We start from the raw sequence: 16,404 nt of genomic DNA on the forward strand, positions 1-16,404 counted from the left end.
TTGAAATGGAAATCCTTTTTTTGGGCTCGGTGAGGAACGAGCCGAGACCGAAAAAAGATTGCAATGGAAAACAGGTGAGGTTTAAATGATAGACGAAACTCTTGTTGCTCCTAAAAAGAATCGCCCCAAGATGTTGGCTTGAGACGACTTTATGTCATACGTAACTAAATATGCATAAAGTTATATTTTAATTAAAGTGTTAATTTTAAAATCAAAGATCTAAATGGAATTGGGTTGTGATTATAAATAAAAATTTCCCTTCTTAAAATAAAGAAAGGAAATAACGTTCAAGCTGAATATACTAATTTATAATGACCGACTTTTAAAAAGTCACTCATTTTTAAGGTTGAGTTTTTTTGTTGCTTTTCTTTTTTTAGCTAGAATTAGCGAAGAATGCAACTGTATTTTACGAGTTGCTTTCTCTAGAGAAATTCCTGGCGCTTTGTTGATAACGGCACCAAATTTCTTCAAAATGTTTTTTGCTTTGTGTGCACGGTTTAAGTTCGGCGTATAAACAGAGATTTCATTTTGATCAATAAAGTGATCTTCTATTAAAGATTCGGGGTAAATTTTTGTATTCATTGCGAAACCAACGAATTCTCTTATGTATCCAGCTTTTGTTAATTGCGCAGCAGCCGAAGTTGCTTCGTCGATGGTTGGAAAGATTCCAATAATATTGTAAGTCATGGCTGTAATGTTTGAAGTTAAACTAATCATATGCTTGACATAGGGTAAGCAAATTTCATGACATTCGACGACTATTTTACAGCTTTAATATTTCTTTAACACCAAAAAAAAACAGTGAAAATTAATTTTCACTGTTTTGGTCGGTATTATCTGTCTTTCCGTCAGGATTCAATTTTGAAGTTTTTTTGATTTGTTTTTCTAAAATTTTATCATCTTTCACCTTTCCACTGGCTGCAGGAATATTTGGGAAATCTTGATTTTCTTTTTTCACCTGAGCTTCTTTATTTTTTTTATTCTTATCCATAATATCTGATTAAAGTGTTGATAAATCGAGTTGACCAGTTTGATCTTCAATTTTATAATTTAAAGCTTTTGCCAAAACAAAAATTTGATTCAGATTTTCTAAAAGTTGCTTACGACCTTCATTTCTAAGTTTATTTTGATTAACGGTTTTATAGGCATTGTCCTTGGCTGACTTTGTAATTTTTTGAAAATCTTTATCACTAAATCGATTGAAGAAAGAATCATCCATCGATTGAATTTCTACGCTCGGAATAATACGAATATCGGCATTAGGCAATTCTTTGATAATCAGCTTTTTGTTAATAGAATCTACTTTTATTTCCATCTTCGATAGATCGTAAGTTACCTGCGCATTAGTTTTGGTAAAGGTAATAATCTCTTTTTCAGTCGATGGCAAGAGGGAACTTCCTAAGAGTTGCGAAGTGATTTTGGTTTTCTGCATGCTCGAGAAATCCTGTTCCATCACCACCATCTTATTCATCTTTCTAATTTGGTTGGTAATAATATAATAATCAGTCTGAACCTTATCTTCTGCCTTTTTAGTGACAGCATTCCAAAGTAGGAAAACGAACACCATTGCGACTACGCCGCCGATAAATGATAATATTATTTGTTTATTTTTCAATTTATTTTATTAAATCTTTCAATGAACTTGTGTCTTTCTTAAGTATTTGAAGCAAGTCTCTTTCCAGATATCCTGTCGAGGGACTTTCAATAATCCTGCCAATTTCCTTACCATATTTCTCTACGATAATGGTTGGAACCCTTTGAATATTAAGTGGACCTTCTTCGCCATTTGGAGCCTCTTTTTTACGATTCACCGCAATCATTTTTAATTTCGCATCTGGGTATTTTAATTCCTCCAAGATCTTGAAAAACCGTGGAACTTCGCGATGGCTGTCTTCGCACCAGGTTCCCATGACCATGGTAATGTTGTACGAACTAAGTTTTAACTTTTTTAATTCCGTAATCGTTTTTTGATCAAGTGCGTATTCATCATGTTCTTTCAAATACCATTCACTGTAAGGTTCTTGTAAAAGCTGATTTTTGGTTTGGTGTCCTAAAAGCATTTTTCCGTCGTTTGTTGTTTCTACTTCGCGGTTGATTACTATTTTTTGTGATTGACAAGATTGCAACGTAAAAAGTAGCGTAGAAGCGGTTAATATTATTTTGGTCAAATTTTTCATCAGGCGTAAAGTATAATTAGAAATGGATTGTTAATTTTCTAGAATCGTTTTTAAATCAGCAGGTGAATAGTATTTGTTTTTAAGAACCTTTTGATCTGAACTTCGATGAACATTAATTTTATCCCCCGATTTCTGAGCGTAAGCTTCTTCTCCTTTTTCTTTATAAAAAGCAATGGTATCATTAGCTTCCTGTTGAGTTGCGCAAGCCTTTGACATATTGGAACGTTGGACTTCATTAAAAAGAGTGACAAACTTTTCACCCAAACCGAATTCTAAAACGGCGCCGCTCAAAACGTACTGTAAATCACACAAAGCATCAGCAATCTCGACCAAATCATTATCTGCAATGGCTTCTTTCAGTTCATTTAATTCTTCCTGCAACAGCGATATTCTTAAATTACAACGATCTGCACTGGGAATTGTAGGCTTGTCTAATATAGGTGCGTTAAATGTTTTGTGAAATTCTGCCACTTGATTTAGGGAATCAATTTTATCCATTCGATTTTTAATTTAAACAAAGATAAACATTCAGATGAGAAATTTATAGTGCTTTCATTTCTAACTAGGAAAATAGAAAAAGCCCGGAAAGTTCCAGGCTCTTCAATTTACTTAATGATTTATTACTTTGAAATTTCTCTTCCAATAACCAATCTCTGGATTTCAGAAGTTCCTTCTCCAATCGTACACAGTTTAGAATCTCTGTAATATTTTTCAGCTGGGAAATCTTTGGTGTAACCATAACCTCCGAAAATCTGAACTGCGTTATTAGCAATTCTAACACATGCTTCAGACGCGTATAATTTTGCCATTGCGCCTTCCTTGGTCATTGGCTGTTTTGCATTTTTTAAATTAGATGCACGCTGAATCAATAACTCTGACGCGTCGATTTCGGTGGCCATATCTGCAAGCATAAAATTAATCGCCTGGAATTCATTAATCGCTTTTCCGAATTGATGTCTTTCTTTTGAATATTTTAATGCTGCTTTGTAAGCACCTTTTGCAATTCCTAAACTTAAGGCAGCAATCGAAATTCGACCGCCGTCTAAAATTTTCATGGCTTGTTTGAAACCTGAACCAACTTCTCCTAAACGGTTTGCATCTGGAACTCTTACGCTGTCAAAAATAAGCTCTGCAGTTTCTGAAGCTCGCATTCCTAATTTATTCTCTTTTTTCCCTGAGGTAAAACCTGCCATTCCTTTTTCCAAAACAAATGCAGTCGAGTTATTTCTTGCTCCAATTTCTCCCGTTCTGGTCATTACGACCGCGATATCTCCTGAAATTGCATGCGTGATAAAGTTTTTCGCACCGGAGATAATCCAGTCATCACCATCTTTCACAGCAGTAGTACTCATCCCTCCAGAGTCAGATCCAGTATTATGTTCTGTTAGTCCCCAAGCTCCGATCACTTTACCAGAAGCCAATTGTGGCAACCAGCGGTGTCTTTGTTCTTCATCACCAAATTCGTAAATATGGTTAGTACACAAAGAATTGTGCGCCGCAATCGAAAGTCCGATTGAGGGATCAACCTGTGAAATTTCATCCAGAATAGTTACATATTCGTGGTAGCCTAGGCCTGACCCACCATATTCTTCAGGAACAACAATTCCCATAAAACCCATATCTCCTAATTGGTGAAATAATTCAACTGGAAAAGTCTGGCTTTCATCCCAATCCATAATATTCGGACGGATGTTTTTCTCTGCAAAATCCCGGGCGGTTTCTGCAATCATATTTAGATTGTGAGTAAGTTCGCTATTCATATTTAATATTTGTTTTCAAAGATATAGAAAATGTACAAAAAGCTAAAATTATTTACACTAATATCTATTAAATAAGATGTTATGAATAAGAAATTGGTCTGTTTTTATAGCTTAAAAGATTTTAGAAATTGAAAAATATTTTTAATGACGGATTTATGTAAAAGCATAATAATGTAATTTAGCAAGAAATTCACACAATGCAAAAATTTCTATCTATTCTTCTCTTTTTACCGCTTCTCCTCTTTTCTCAGGCACCCGCAAATTATTATAACGGTACGGATGGTCTTAACGGATACGATTTAAAATCGAAATTACATGACATTGTTTCAATCAAGACAATCACTTGGCATTATGGCGATCTTCCCAAATTTTATGGGCAAACAGACCTTGATCAATATTACGATTACGATATTTCCAACACTACTTTTTTACTAGATATCTACAGTAACAATCCGGAGGGAAATACTGCCTATCACTATACCAAAGAAAACCTTATCAGTTCTGCAGGAGCCGAAGGTTTGGGTTACAATAGGGAACACATGATGCCACAAAGTAGCTTTAACAGTAACTACCCGATGTATTCAGATCTTTTTTTTGTAATCCCGACGGATGCCAGAATTAATCAACTTCGCAGTAATTATCCTTACGGAATTGCGGGAACAACCAATTATTACACCTTTACCAACAGTTCTAAAATCAGCAAAAACGCCACCCCAAATTCTGGGTATACTGGCAGAGTCTATGAACCGATTGCGGAATTTCGGGGTGATATTGCCAGAAGTTTACTGTATTACGTTGTACGTTATGAAGGTAAATTAAATTCTTTTAATTTTTATAATGGTACTTCGCCGGCAAACGACACCAGTCCTTTGGATGGTTCAGAAGAGAAGGCCTTCGAAAATTGGTATGTGGAGCTGCTATTGAAATGGCACAATGAAGATCCGGTGTCTCAAAGAGAAATCGACAGAAATAATATGGTGTACACGATTCAGAAAAATCGAAATCCTTTTATTGATCGTCCAGAGTGGGTCAATGCAATTTGGTTGCAAGGTCCTCTTGTAGCTGTTCCTCAAGCTCCACAAAATTTAAACAGTACGCAAACGAGTGCTTATTTTGCTAATCTTAGTTGGACTCAAGCTATGGATCAAACTGTTTTAGGATATAAAATTTATCAAAATGGGATCTACATTGGATACAGTAAAACACCAAACTATATCGTCGATCATCTAACTCCCTCCACGCTTTATCAGTTTACAGTTAAGGCTTACTATCGCGATTATACAGAATCGGCAGAGAGTAGTTTATTATCCATCACGACCTTAGCTCAGGATATTTATGCGAAAGATTTATTAATTACTAAATATTTAGAAGGAATTGAGGATAATAAAGCACTCGAAATCACTAACACAACGGGACACGCCGTTGATTTAAATAAGTATCGAATCAGTATTCAGTTTTATAATAGTGTAAATGGTAATTATTATTTTGTAGCTCCGTTTGAATTAGAGGGTGTCGTAGAAAACAATTCAACTTTTGTTATTCTTAATCCGAATTCCAATTTTTCTTGCATTACCAATGATCAGGCACGGTTCGTTTCAGCGGCACCACAAATGACCTTTACTGGCAGTAATTATTTAGAACTACGATATCTTTCAAGTACTGTAGATGCGATAGGAACGCGAGGTATAGATAATTACACAACGTTGGGGAACCTGTCTCTTTACCGTTCCTCAGCGATAACTGAACCCAATTACACTTTCAATCTGGCAGAATGGCAATCCTATCCGACTGACTATTGCGAAAATTTAGGAGTGTTATCGGCAGCAGAATTTAATGTTTCTGCAAAGGAAGACTTTACTATTTATCCAAATCCTTTGGTTGGAAATACTTTATTTGTTAAAGGAAGGCACCTTGAAAAAGTTCAGAACGCCTCATTTCTTGATTTGTCCGGAAAACAAATTTTAAAAATTAAGGATCCCTTTAAAAGTGGAAATTCGATTGAAGTACCAAGACTTCTTCCTGGCGTTTACATTTTACAACTCGATAATCAAACTCTGAAGTTTATAAAAAAGTAAAAGTTTTAGTCTTATGAAGAATCAGTTTCTTAGGAAGCTGATTTTTTATTTAAGATATAATCTCATTTTTTGCTCAGCTTCAGGTTTAATATTCATGGTTCGAAAAAACCGATTTTCATTTGAATAGGTGATTCGGTAATAAATGATTTTATCGGCGTAATATTTAAAATAAGGATGGCTTTTCAACCACGATTCGGGTGCATCCATGAAAGTGTATTTTTGAACATTGTTTACGAACAGAGGAGCGGTCGCAATCAGTTGTTCGGCTATGTTTTTGTCAACATTATAAGTTTCTATAATTTGTTTGGTGTTTAGAAAGCCGCCCAGTTTATTTCGGAACCCTATATAGCTTGCAGCTGCTTTTTCATCAAACCCAAATTCGATCAACTGTTGGAAAGTTATTTCGTTTAAATCGGTTCGTCTGAAATCGGTTTTTGCTTCTGCACCAATGATGTTTTTGGAACTTTGGTTTTGGGTACTTGTACTGCGAGGAGCACTTTCTGAACTTTTCCCAGCAAAATTTTCAGGTTTTAAGATGATGTATGGTTTTAACTGTTCAAATTTTTCAGGCGAAATTACAAAGCACTTCGCAATATCTTCCAAACTTTTGAAACTCCCCTTTAAATTTCTGTCTCTATAATTAATGATTACTTGTGCTTGTTTTTCTGAAAATCCGAGCGCTTTCCAACCTTCAAGATTGGTTGAGTTTGGATCAAAAGGTTCGTAAATAATAGCTTGCTTTGAAATAGCTTGCTTACTATCTGGAAATGATTTTTTATCAACATTGTTTTCAGTTGCACTTTCAGGAAGTAAGATGTAAGGCGCGAGCTTTTTATAGTTTTCTTCGCTGATCATATAGCATTCTCTGAACTTTTCTTTGCTAATGAAACTTCCACCTAAGTAACTTTTATATTTTAAAATAGAAGTTGCTTGCCGTTCTGTGAAGCCTAAATTTACAAAATCTTTCACGCTGTAATTGTCAGGATTAAATTTACCAGGAATATTCAATCCCTTATTCTGAGGAACATTATATTGATAGGATGTTTTTCTCGGGCTGTAATTATTGTTATAATTCCGACTATAATTTTGATATGAATTTCTTTTCGTTGCCCCATTTGGCAGAAGAATGTAAGGTTCAATCTCATTATATTTTTCAGGAGAAATTGAATAACATTTTTTAAGCTGCTCTTTTGAAATGAAATTTCCTCCAACTACCGATTTGTATTTTAGAATCGTAGCAACTTGTCGTTCAGAAAATCCCAGATTTATCCACTCTTGTTCAGTCAGATCATTAGGATTGAATTCTTTTAGATTTGCTCTCTTAGTCGAAAGGTTTTCTGCTTCTAAACTTTCTTTGAATGAAAGCGGACTATGTTCTGGCGTTTTATTAGAATTAAAAAAGTATAATCCGGTAATTAGAAATAAACCAGATGTTGCAAAACCTAAGAAATAATTTTTTGCTGCAGAAAGTGGTACGTTGAATCTCATGGCGGTAATTTTGAGTAAAGTTATACGCAAAACATTTCGCCAAAAAGGTAAAAACACCTAATTTATATACGGAAAAGACCCTTTTTTATTCGGGTCTTTCCACGAGTGATTCTTTTAATTTCTGTAATTCGGCTTTCACAAACTTCAGCCGGTCAATCATAGAGACCGTTTCGGAGATTTTCGAATTAGTAGTTAGAGCAATCCTGGCGCCGTCGAGCGTGTAGCCTTTTTCTTTTACCAGATGATAGATTATTTTTAGATTTTTAATATCTTCTGGGGTGAAATAGCGGTTTCCTTTTTTGTTTTTTTTCGGTTTTATGATCGGAAATTCCTTCTCCCAATAGCGAATCAGCGAGGCATTGACGTCAAAAGCTTTCGAGACTTCGCCAATGGAATAATAGAGTTTATCTGGTAAATTTAATTTCATTTGAAAGAGGTCAAAAACAAAAATACGTAAAAATTAAGACTTTTTAAATAGAATTTTGATCATGCCTAATTAGTAAGCAATCTCAATTTTTAGCTTTTTATTTTTCATTCTTTGGCCTTCTAATTTTTTCAAAAAGGCAACTACTTTTTGTCGGTTTACAGCCACATAAGAAGTCGTGTCTTTTACTTCTATCAAACCAATATCTTCTTTTTCCAGTTCTCCTTTTTTAATTAAAAAACCGACGATATCTACTTTGTTTACTTTGTCTTTTTTCCCTGCACTTATATAGATGGTAAGAAAAGGTGTTCTTGCCGGCATTTTATAGTCCTGGGTTAACACTTCTTCGGGCGTATTTTTTTTAATGAAAGGGAAGTTTTCATCTTCAGTCATTATTAAATAAACAAAACCTTTGGCGTTCATTCTGGCCGTCCGTCCATTTCTGTGGATGAAAGCATCTTCTTTCGGTGGCAATTGATAATGTACAATCGATTCAACTTCAGGAATATCTAATCCTCTGGAAGCCAAATCTGTTGTAATTAAAATACGTGAAGAATCATTTTTGAATTTAAGAAGAGCGCGTTCTCTTTCATCCTGTTCCATTCCGCCGTGGAAGGTTTCCCGGGAGATTCCTTTGTCTTTTAATAATTCTGAAATACGGTCTACCGCATCACGGTGGTTGCAGAAAATCAGCGTTCTCTTATTTCCTATTTTACAAAGCAACGTAAACAAAGTATCTAACTTTTCTTCAGAAGTAGTCATTACTTTTCGAAGTTGAAAGTCTGGTTTAATTTCCAGAACTTTTAAGAAATCAACTTTTTCTGGTCGGCTTACTCCTGTAAATTCTGGAATTTCCGGCATTGCAGTGGCTGAAGTCAACATTCTTTGCTTCAAATTCGGCATTTCATTAATAATGAAACTCATGTCTTCATGAAAACCAAATTCTAATGATTTATCAAACTCATCTAAAACCATTGTTTCAATTGTTGTCGGATCGAAATTGTCGTTTTTCAAATGGTAAGCAATTCTACCTGGTGTTCCTATCAATAAAGCTGGCGCTTGAATTAAATTGTTAACTTCTATTTTTTTATCATGACCGCCATAACAATAGGTTACTTTGTAATCAGTGCCCATGCTTTTGAAAACCTGCTCGATTTGCAAAGCCAATTCTCGGGATGGAACAATGATAATGGCTTGGATTCCGGCTGTTCTCGTATTTAAATTACGAAGAATAGGGAAGAGGAAACCAAGTGTTTTCCCTGAACCAGTCGGGGAAAGTAGAATAACATCTTTGTTATCTTCAGTAGCTTTATAGGTAGTTTTTTGCATTTGATTCATGTCCTGAATCTGCAAGTTTTGGTAGATTGTCTGTAAGTCCATTTTGCAAAGGTAAGGGAATGCATTTGTTAATGACTTTAATTATAATAAAATACTCGAGAAATTTCACTAATAATGATAGGTAGTATGAAATAAAACCGTATTTTTGCACCACTTTTTGTGGAAGCATTTGGCTAAGGTAAAACATTAACAACTAACATCTTCTGTATTTTTCAAACAACCACATTCAGCCAGATATTGAAAGGTAAAGAATACAAATTATTTTTATTATGTCAGAAACGACAGACAAAGCAGAGGTTCTTTTGAACCAAAACGTAGCTCCAGAACAATTTGATTGGGATTCATTTGAATCAGGTCTTGATGCAGAATCTAGACAAGAGAAAAGTGATCTAGAAGAAATCTACAACGGATCTCTTAACAATCTTCAGGACAACGACGTACTTATCGGTAGAGTTGTAAGACTTACAGACAAAGAAGCGATTGTTGACATCAACTTTAAATCTGAAGGAGTTATTTCTTTAAACGAATTCCGTTACAACCCGAATCTTGCCGCTGGTGATGAGGTTGAAGTAATGGTTGACAGAAGAGAAGACAAATCAGGACAATTACAATTATCTCACAGAAAAGCAAGAATCTTGAAAGCTTGGGATAGAGTTAACGAACTTCACGAAACTGGAGAAATCGTAAACGGTTTTGTAAAATCAAGAACAAAAGGAGGTATGATCGTTGACGTTCATGGTATCGAAGCATTCTTACCAGGATCACAAATCGACGTGAAACCAATTAAAGATTACGATCAGTTCGTAGGTAAAACAATGGAATTTAAAGTTGTGAAAATCAACCCAGAATTTAAGAATGTTGTAGTATCTCACAAAGCGTTAATCGAAGCAGATATCGAAGGTCAGAAAAAAGAGATCATCGCTCAATTAGAAAAAGGTCAAGTATTAGAAGGTACTGTTAAGAATATTACTTCTTACGGTGTATTCGTTGACTTAGGAGGTGTAGATGGATTAATCCATATTACAGATCTTTCTTGGAGCAGAGTTAATCACCCATCAGAAATCCTAGAAGACGGACAGACTGTGAAAGTGGTAATCCTTGATTTTGATGACGAGAAAACAAGAATCCAATTGGGTATGAAGCAATTAGAAGCTCATCCTTGGGATGCTCTTTCTGCTGACATGAAAGTTGGTGATAAAGTAAAAGGTAAAGTAGTTGTACTTGCTGATTACGGTGCATTCGTAGAAGTTGCTCCAGGTGTTGAAGGTCTAATCCACGTTTCAGAAATGTCTTGGTCAACTCACTTAAGAAGTGCAGGTGATTTCGTAAAAGTAGGAGATATGGTAGAAGCTGAAGTTTTAACTTTAGACAGAGAAGACCGTAAAATCTCTTTAGGAATGAAGCAATTAAGCCAAGATCCTTGGTCTAATATCGAAGCTAAATATCCAGTAAGTTCAGAGCACACAGGAACAGTTCGTAACTTTACTAACTTCGGTGTATTCGTAGAATTAGAAGAAGGTATTGACGGATTAATCTATATTTCTGATCTTTCTTGGACTAAGAAAATCAAGCATCCATCAGAATTCTGTGCAGTTGGAGATCAATTGAAAGTTGTAGTTCTAGAATTAGATACAGCAGCTAGAAGATTATCTTTAGGTCACAAACAATTACAAGAGAATCCTTGGGATAAATTTGAAACTAAATATGCTGAAGGTACTGTACATGCAGGACAAGCAACTGAAGTTTTCGATAAAGGAGCTCAAGTTCAGTTCGAAGATGTAGAAGTTGAAGCATTCTGTCCATCAAGATTATTAGAGAAGGAAGACGGATCTAAAATCAAGAAAGGAGATAATTCAGATTTCAAAGTAATCGAATTCAACAAAGAATTCAAAAGAGTAGTAGTTTCTCATACAGGAATCTTCAGAGACGAAGAAAAGAAAAATGTAAGAGAGCAAACTTCTAATCAATCATCTAACAAATCAACAGGTTCTTCTCAAAATGAAGAAAAATCAACGCTTGGTGACTTAGACGTATTAGCAGAATTGAAAAAGAAAATGGAAGGTAAATAATCCTTGATTTTCATTATATAATTAACGCCTCAGTTTACTGGGGCGTTTTTTTTTGTTTTAAAAAATGAAGTCAAAAATATATTTATAATTAATGATTTTATTTAAAATTAAAAACCAGAATAATAGAATAACAACCACGAACTTTAGTGTCTTAATTAACATCTCGTCACCTTAAATGTTTTTTTTGTGTTAAAAATGCAAAACATATCGATATTTTTTATACATTCGACGGCAAATAAATTATATATATGAAAAATAGAAATTTACCTTTGAAAATTGCGGCTGTTTGCTTCCTCTTCTCTTTTGGGAGCGCAAATGCGCAAGATTTTAAGACCCTTATTCAGAATCACATTTCAGCCAAGATTGATTTCATGAAATCTGATTTAAAGAACTTTGAAATCATTAATGAAGATTTTTCCAGCTCATTAAAAGGAGATGTAGTAAAGATTCAGCAATCCTATGATGGGATTCCAGTTTACAATTCATTGGGAACCGCTTTAATTAAGAGTAAGTCTGTTACTTATTTGGATGAGAGTTTCACGAAAAATTACGTTACTGCGAGCAATAAAAAGTCGGCGGCATTTAACAGCACCGTCTTTACGAATGTTGCTTCTACTTTAGGTTTGAAGAATTCAAGTCAATACCAATTGATAGGAATTAAGGACGCTGATTTTCCAGCGGGAAACAGTGTGAAAAATCGCTTGATCTATTTCCTGACTGAGAACAATAATTTGAAATTGTGCTACGAGTTTATTTTTGAGGAAAAAGGAACTTCCAACTATTGGGATATCTTGGCAGATGCTACGACTGGAGAAATTTTGAGCAAAGAAAACTTAACGGTTTCTTGTAATTTTAAGCATGACGCTTTTAAACATGATTATTCTGCACACACCCCTCTAGGGTTTGATGACGATTTCGGTAGTACAGAAAGTACAACAGCAACAGCAGTTGGTCCTATGGCTGCAGAAAATGCCTCGTACCGTGTTTTTGCCTTGCCGATAGAGAGCCCAAGTCATGGAGCAAGAACTTTAGTTACTAATCCTTGGTTTCTAGATGCTTCACCCGACGGCTGGCATACGGCATTGGGCGGAAGTTATTCCGGAGTTTTTACAACCACCCAAGGAAATAACGTTCGGGCCTACGATGACAAAGGAAATCTAAATGCACCGGGCGCTTATGCTGATGGTGGACCAAGTAGAAATTTCGATTTTCCGTTTGTCGTCAATGCGACAAGTACTAATCTTAATGCCGCAACTACGAATTTATTTTATATCAACAATAAAATTCATGATATTTTCTATCGTGTAGGTTTCACTGAAACAGCTAGAAATTTTCAGGCTTGGAACTATGGAAAAGGACCTGGTCAAAATGACTACGTAATGGCGGAAGCACAAGATGGTGGCGGAACCAACAATGCTAATTTTTCTACACCAAGTGATGGCGCTAGACCAAGAATGCAAATGTATCTGTGGGATCCGGGCGTAATCGAACGTTTTTTCTACAATAGCCCTGCAGAAGCAGTTGGCCGAAACGTAGAAGCTTTGGTTTCATCTACCTTCGGCCCAGAATTAGACAAAACTGGCGTTACGGCAGATGCTGTTTTATCACCAGTTTTAGACGGCTGTGCGCCTTTGCCGGCAGCTTCACTTACAGGTAAAATAGGAGTTATTCAGAGAGGTGACTGTAATTTCACAGATAAAGTTAAAAATGCACAAGTTGCAGGTGCTGTAGCTGCGATTATTTACAGCATGCCAGATTCTACCGTTACGGCGGGTATGGGCGGCGAAGATCCTACAGTTACCATTCCATCAGTATTAATTCCTTACACCGAAGGAGTTTATTTAAAAGGACTTTTGGCTGGAGCGACTCCTGTTAACATCACTTTAAAATATGATCAAGATGCACAGCCTACCAGAGATGGTAGTTTTGATAATGGAATCGTAGTTCACGAATATGGACATGGAATTTCTAACAGAAATACTGGTAACGGTTACAGCTGTTTAAGTAGCAATAATTCAAAAGAGCAAATGGGAGAAGGTTGGTCTGATTTCTTTGCTTTAATGCTAACCAACAGACCGGGAGATAATGCATCTGTTCCGAGAGGAATCGGAACGTACGCAACTTCTGAAGCCGTAAACGGAGGTGGAATTAGACCTGCACAGTATTCACCAGATTTCGCAGTTAATCCATTCAAATATGGTAATACCAATGGTATGGAATATACCAATGCAAATGGAATTTTAGTTCCAGATGTACACTCCATCGGATTTGTATGGTCAACGATGCTGTGGGATCTTCATTGGAAATACGTAGAAAAATATGGTTATAGTTCTGATGTTTCAGCCAACGCAACCAATGGTAGTACAAGGGTGCTTCAATTAGTAATGAACGGTTTGAAACTTCAAGCTTGTAGTCCTTCATTTATTGATGGTCGGAATGCCATATTAGCTGCAGAGGCTAACAATACAGAAACAGGTGGTGCAGACAGATGTATGATCTGGAAAGTATTTGCAAACAGAGGTCTTGGGGTTAATGCTTCAGCTGGAGTAAAAACAAATATCAATGATCAGGTAGCTGACGAAACCGTTCCGGCAGATTGTCTACTAGCAACTAATGAAGCAGACTCAAACAAATCAATGAGTATTTATCCTAATCCTGCGAAGAATGAATTCTTCATCAAGTCAGCGAAAAGTATCTTAGGAAAAGTAGCTGTTGAGGTTTATGACGCTTCTGGAAAATTAGTTTCTAGTCAGAAAATTGCGCCTACAGATGCTGTTAACACACAATCGCTTCCAAATGGCGTTTATGTTGTAAAAGTAACTGGTTTAGGAGTTCAGTATTCTTCTAAATTAATGATTAAGAAATAATTTTTAAATCATATTTTTTAAACCGTCTTGTTCATTCAAGGCGGTTTTTTTGTTTTTGGATGATAAGCTCAGTTTAATTAAACACCATTTTTTCACAGAAAATATTTAACTTTATTAAAACTTAAAATTATGAAAAAAGTCTACTTCATCATATTTTCAATCGTATCTTTTCTCTGTTATTGCCAATCTTACAGTAGCTTATTAAAAAATGCAGATTGGACGATTATGAAAATCCAAAATAATGGAATAGAATATTTGCCTCCATTTCCCTTTGTACAATCAGGTAAAGCTGATTTTAAGTATGATAATACTAACGGATTTAAATCCTCTTTTTACAATAGTGCAGTCGGGACCGTAGATTTTGCTCCTAATAATGGGACCTACTTTAATTCCCAAATTGCAGGCATTACTCTTGCAGAATATGGCGGAGAGAATTCCCAACAAGTCAATCAATTTGATTTAATGACAACCTCCTTTTACTCTGGATTCAACCCAACGGATCAATTTATTTTTGAATACGAAGAAATTTTTTCTGCTAAAAATCTTACCGTTACTAATCCACTTGGAAATAAAATTTTCTACTCAAATCTAATTTTAGAAAGTATCGAAGTCTCTTTAAATAAAGAAATATTCCTATATCCAAATCCGGCAAAAAATGAATTCTTTCTGAAATCTTCAAACAAAGATCTAGGAAAAGTAAGTGTCGAGATTTATGACCAATCAGGGAAATTAGTTTCTAGGCAGAAACGTTCTTTTAAAAATCCGGTAAGAATTGGATCTCTTCCATCGGGAGTTTATTTCGTGAAAATTTCTGGTTCAGATTTTAATTATTCTTCTCAATTAATAGTGACAAAATAATGCTGAATTTTCCAATTAAATCCAATAGAATTATTTCAAACCATTTTTTAGAATTGGGCTTAAATGATTTTAAGTCAGCCGCAGAATATATTCAGTTTTTACCTTATAAAAGAAACTCGGTTAAAGAAAATGAGCTTTGTGTTTTCAAGGATTTGGGAGGAACTTGCAGTACCAAACATTCCCTATTAAAGAATCTTGCTATTGAAAATCATTTTTCTCAATTAAAATTAATGCTCGGAATATTTATGATGAATGAAAACAATACTCCTAAGATGACAGAGGTTTTAAAAAAGTATGGTTTGCGAGAATTACCCGAAGCTCATAATTATTTAAAATATAAAAATGAAATTTTTGACTTCACCAGAAAAAATTTTTCACCAGAAAATTTTATTAATGATTTGATAGAAGAAATAGAAATTCAACCTTCGCAAATCACTGACTTCAAAGTAGCATATCATCGAAACTTTCTTATCAATTACTTGAAAGATAATCCGAATATTCCTTATAGTCTAGAAGATTTCTGGAAGATAAGAGAGAAATGTATTTTCGTTTTACAGCAATAAAAAACCCATCAAAATTAATTGATGGGTTTTTCTAATATCGTAATCGGAATTACTTTTTGTAAGAAGCGTCTTTGATTCTCGCTTTTTTACCTCTAAGTTGTTTGAAGTAGAAAATTCTTGCTCTTCTAACTTTTCCTCTTCTGTCGATTTCAATTTTTTGTAGCGCTGGCATGTTCATTGGGAAAACTCTCTGAACTCCAACATCACCACTCATTTTTCTAATGGTGAAAGTTTTTGTACCGCCTGTTCCTCTAATTTGAAGAACCACACCTTTAAAGAACTGGGTTCTGGTTTTAGCACCCTCTCTAATTTCGTAATACACAGTGATGGTATCACCTGCTTTGAATTTTGGGAAGTCCTTTTTTGCGATGTACTTGTCTTGTACGTACTGTAATAAATCCATTTTATTGTAATAAAATTTGTTTTGTCAAGCTAAGCAACGTTCACGCCTTTCGTCAGAGGTTGGTTAACAGGTTGCAAAAATACTACATTTTTTCATTCTTACAAACATTTTATTTACATTATTTTAAAAGTTTTCATCGTCTTCCTAATAAACAAATATATCTATTTCTCTTTGCGCCCTTTGCTAAGTGAAACGCCCTTGCGCCCGCAATTATAAACATTATAGTGCATTAAACTTTGCGTCTTTGCGTTAAAAAAGAATCTCTTTCAATCAAAAACTTTTAAAACAATAAGCTGTATATGGTCATACCCGTATGAACTAACTTTAAATAATGATATTTAATAATATATTCGAATATTTCCATTTAAGTCATATCTTTGTT

Annotated in this window: 15 protein-coding genes; 5 read left to right on the plus strand and 10 right to left on the minus strand. The window is 35.0% G+C overall.

What is annotated here, in order from left to right:
* Window positions 1-330: 330 nt before the first annotated feature.
* The 6 genes from BMX49_RS07100 to BMX49_RS07125 form a co-directional block, all read right to left on the minus strand.
* Window positions 331-687 carry a hypothetical protein gene (locus tag BMX49_RS07100; protein ID WP_126337067.1) on the minus strand — a complete coding sequence of 119 codons (357 nt, stop codon included), beginning with the start codon at window positions 685-687 and terminating at the stop codon, window positions 331-333.
* A 121-nt stretch (window positions 688-808) separates the two neighbouring features.
* Window positions 809-991 carry a hypothetical protein gene (locus BMX49_RS07105; protein WP_034716438.1) on the minus strand — a complete coding sequence of 61 codons (183 nt, stop codon included), beginning with the start codon at window positions 989-991 and terminating at the stop codon, window positions 809-811.
* A 9-nt stretch (window positions 992-1,000) separates the two neighbouring features.
* Complete coding sequence (locus tag BMX49_RS07110) at window positions 1,001-1,615, minus strand: DUF4230 domain-containing protein (protein WP_034716436.1); 615 nt, start codon at window positions 1,613-1,615, stop codon at window positions 1,001-1,003.
* 1 nt (window position 1,616) lies between these two features.
* Window positions 1,617-2,177, minus strand: coding sequence for a TlpA family protein disulfide reductase (locus BMX49_RS07115; RefSeq protein ID WP_034716434.1), 561 nt, complete (start codon window positions 2,175-2,177; stop codon window positions 1,617-1,619).
* A 30-nt stretch (window positions 2,178-2,207) separates the two neighbouring features.
* On the minus strand, window positions 2,208-2,675 hold the full coding sequence (locus tag BMX49_RS07120; protein WP_034716432.1) for a pyrophosphohydrolase domain-containing protein: 468 nt from the start codon (window positions 2,673-2,675) through the stop codon (window positions 2,208-2,210).
* A 122-nt stretch (window positions 2,676-2,797) separates the two neighbouring features.
* Window positions 2,798-3,937, minus strand: coding sequence for an acyl-CoA dehydrogenase family protein (locus BMX49_RS07125; RefSeq protein ID WP_034716430.1), 1,140 nt, complete (start codon window positions 3,935-3,937; stop codon window positions 2,798-2,800).
* Between the two features lie 197 nt (window positions 3,938-4,134).
* Between BMX49_RS07125 and BMX49_RS07130 the strand changes: the two genes are divergently transcribed.
* Window positions 4,135-6,012 (plus strand): endonuclease, encoded by a 1,878-nt coding sequence (locus tag BMX49_RS07130; RefSeq protein ID WP_034716428.1) that lies wholly within the window; start codon window positions 4,135-4,137, stop codon window positions 6,010-6,012.
* A gap of 45 nt (window positions 6,013-6,057) precedes the next feature.
* Here the strand turns inward: BMX49_RS07130 and BMX49_RS07135 are convergent, their stop codons facing one another.
* From BMX49_RS07135 to BMX49_RS07145, 3 genes are all read right to left on the minus strand, one after another.
* Window positions 6,058-7,500, minus strand: a complete 1,443-nt coding sequence (locus tag BMX49_RS07135) for a ComEA family DNA-binding protein (RefSeq protein WP_034716426.1) — start codon at window positions 7,498-7,500, stop codon at window positions 6,058-6,060.
* A gap of 85 nt (window positions 7,501-7,585) precedes the next feature.
* On the minus strand, window positions 7,586-7,927 hold the full coding sequence (locus tag BMX49_RS07140; RefSeq protein WP_034716424.1) for a MerR family transcriptional regulator: 342 nt from the start codon (window positions 7,925-7,927) through the stop codon (window positions 7,586-7,588).
* A gap of 69 nt (window positions 7,928-7,996) precedes the next feature.
* Window positions 7,997-9,304, minus strand: coding sequence for a DEAD/DEAH box helicase (locus BMX49_RS07145; protein ID WP_034716422.1), 1,308 nt, complete (start codon window positions 9,302-9,304; stop codon window positions 7,997-7,999).
* A 227-nt stretch (window positions 9,305-9,531) separates the two neighbouring features.
* Here BMX49_RS07145 and rpsA point away from each other — a divergent pair, with 227 nt between their 5' ends.
* The 4 genes from rpsA to BMX49_RS07165 all read left to right on the plus strand — a co-directional run bounded on the left by rpsA (window position 9,532) and on the right by BMX49_RS07165 (window position 15,619).
* Complete coding sequence (gene rpsA / locus BMX49_RS07150) at window positions 9,532-11,331, plus strand: 30S ribosomal protein S1 (protein ID WP_034716420.1); 1,800 nt, start codon at window positions 9,532-9,534, stop codon at window positions 11,329-11,331.
* Window positions 11,332-11,579: 248 nt separating this feature from the next.
* Complete coding sequence (locus BMX49_RS07155; protein ID WP_051803536.1) at window positions 11,580-14,198, plus strand: T9SS-dependent M36 family metallopeptidase; 2,619 nt, start codon at window positions 11,580-11,582, stop codon at window positions 14,196-14,198.
* 129 nt (window positions 14,199-14,327) lie between these two features.
* Window positions 14,328-15,056 (plus strand): T9SS type A sorting domain-containing protein, encoded by a 729-nt coding sequence (locus BMX49_RS07160; protein ID WP_034716417.1) that lies wholly within the window; start codon window positions 14,328-14,330, stop codon window positions 15,054-15,056.
* Complete coding sequence (locus BMX49_RS07165; protein WP_034716415.1) at window positions 15,056-15,619, plus strand: hypothetical protein; 564 nt, start codon at window positions 15,056-15,058, stop codon at window positions 15,617-15,619. The genes BMX49_RS07160 and BMX49_RS07165 overlap by 1 nt, the downstream gene beginning before the upstream one ends.
* A gap of 49 nt (window positions 15,620-15,668) precedes the next feature.
* Here the strand turns inward: BMX49_RS07165 and rplS are convergent, their stop codons facing one another.
* Window positions 15,669-16,022: a 50S ribosomal protein L19 gene (gene rplS, locus BMX49_RS07170; protein WP_034716414.1), complete on the minus strand. Its 354-nt coding sequence runs from the start codon at window positions 16,020-16,022 to the stop codon at window positions 15,669-15,671.
* Between the last annotated feature and the right edge of the window lie 382 nt (window positions 16,023-16,404).

Origin of the sequence: Kaistella antarctica (assembly GCF_900109615.1) — a bacterium.
Classification (GTDB): Bacteria; Bacteroidota; Bacteroidia; order Flavobacteriales; family Weeksellaceae; genus Kaistella; species Kaistella antarctica.

Coding starts and splice junctions, on each gene's coding strand:
- BMX49_RS07125 (WP_034716430.1), bottom strand. CDS start 3,937: ATGAATAGCGAACTTACTCACAATCTAAATATGATTGCAGAAACCGCC.
- BMX49_RS07165 (WP_034716415.1), top strand. CDS start 15,056: ATGCTGAATTTTCCAATTAAATCCAATAGAATTATTTCAAACCATTTT.
- BMX49_RS07115 (WP_034716434.1), bottom strand. CDS start 2,177: ATGAAAAATTTGACCAAAATAATATTAACCGCTTCTACGCTACTTTTT.
- BMX49_RS07120 (WP_034716432.1), bottom strand. CDS start 2,675: ATGGATAAAATTGATTCCCTAAATCAAGTGGCAGAATTTCACAAAACA.
- BMX49_RS07155 (WP_051803536.1), top strand. CDS start 11,580: ATGAAAAATAGAAATTTACCTTTGAAAATTGCGGCTGTTTGCTTCCTC.
- BMX49_RS07140 (WP_034716424.1), bottom strand. CDS start 7,927: ATGAAATTAAATTTACCAGATAAACTCTATTATTCCATTGGCGAAGTC.
- BMX49_RS07160 (WP_034716417.1), top strand. CDS start 14,328: ATGAAAAAAGTCTACTTCATCATATTTTCAATCGTATCTTTTCTCTGT.
- BMX49_RS07100 (WP_126337067.1), bottom strand. CDS start 687: ATGACTTACAATATTATTGGAATCTTTCCAACCATCGACGAAGCAACT.
- BMX49_RS07130 (WP_034716428.1), top strand. CDS start 4,135: ATGCAAAAATTTCTATCTATTCTTCTCTTTTTACCGCTTCTCCTCTTT.
- rpsA (WP_034716420.1), top strand. CDS start 9,532: ATGTCAGAAACGACAGACAAAGCAGAGGTTCTTTTGAACCAAAACGTA.
- BMX49_RS07135 (WP_034716426.1), bottom strand. CDS start 7,500: ATGAGATTCAACGTACCACTTTCTGCAGCAAAAAATTATTTCTTAGGT.
- BMX49_RS07105 (WP_034716438.1), bottom strand. CDS start 991: ATGGATAAGAATAAAAAAAATAAAGAAGCTCAGGTGAAAAAAGAAAAT.
- rplS (WP_034716414.1), bottom strand. CDS start 16,022: ATGGATTTATTACAGTACGTACAAGACAAGTACATCGCAAAAAAGGAC.
- BMX49_RS07145 (WP_034716422.1), bottom strand. CDS start 9,304: ATGGACTTACAGACAATCTACCAAAACTTGCAGATTCAGGACATGAAT.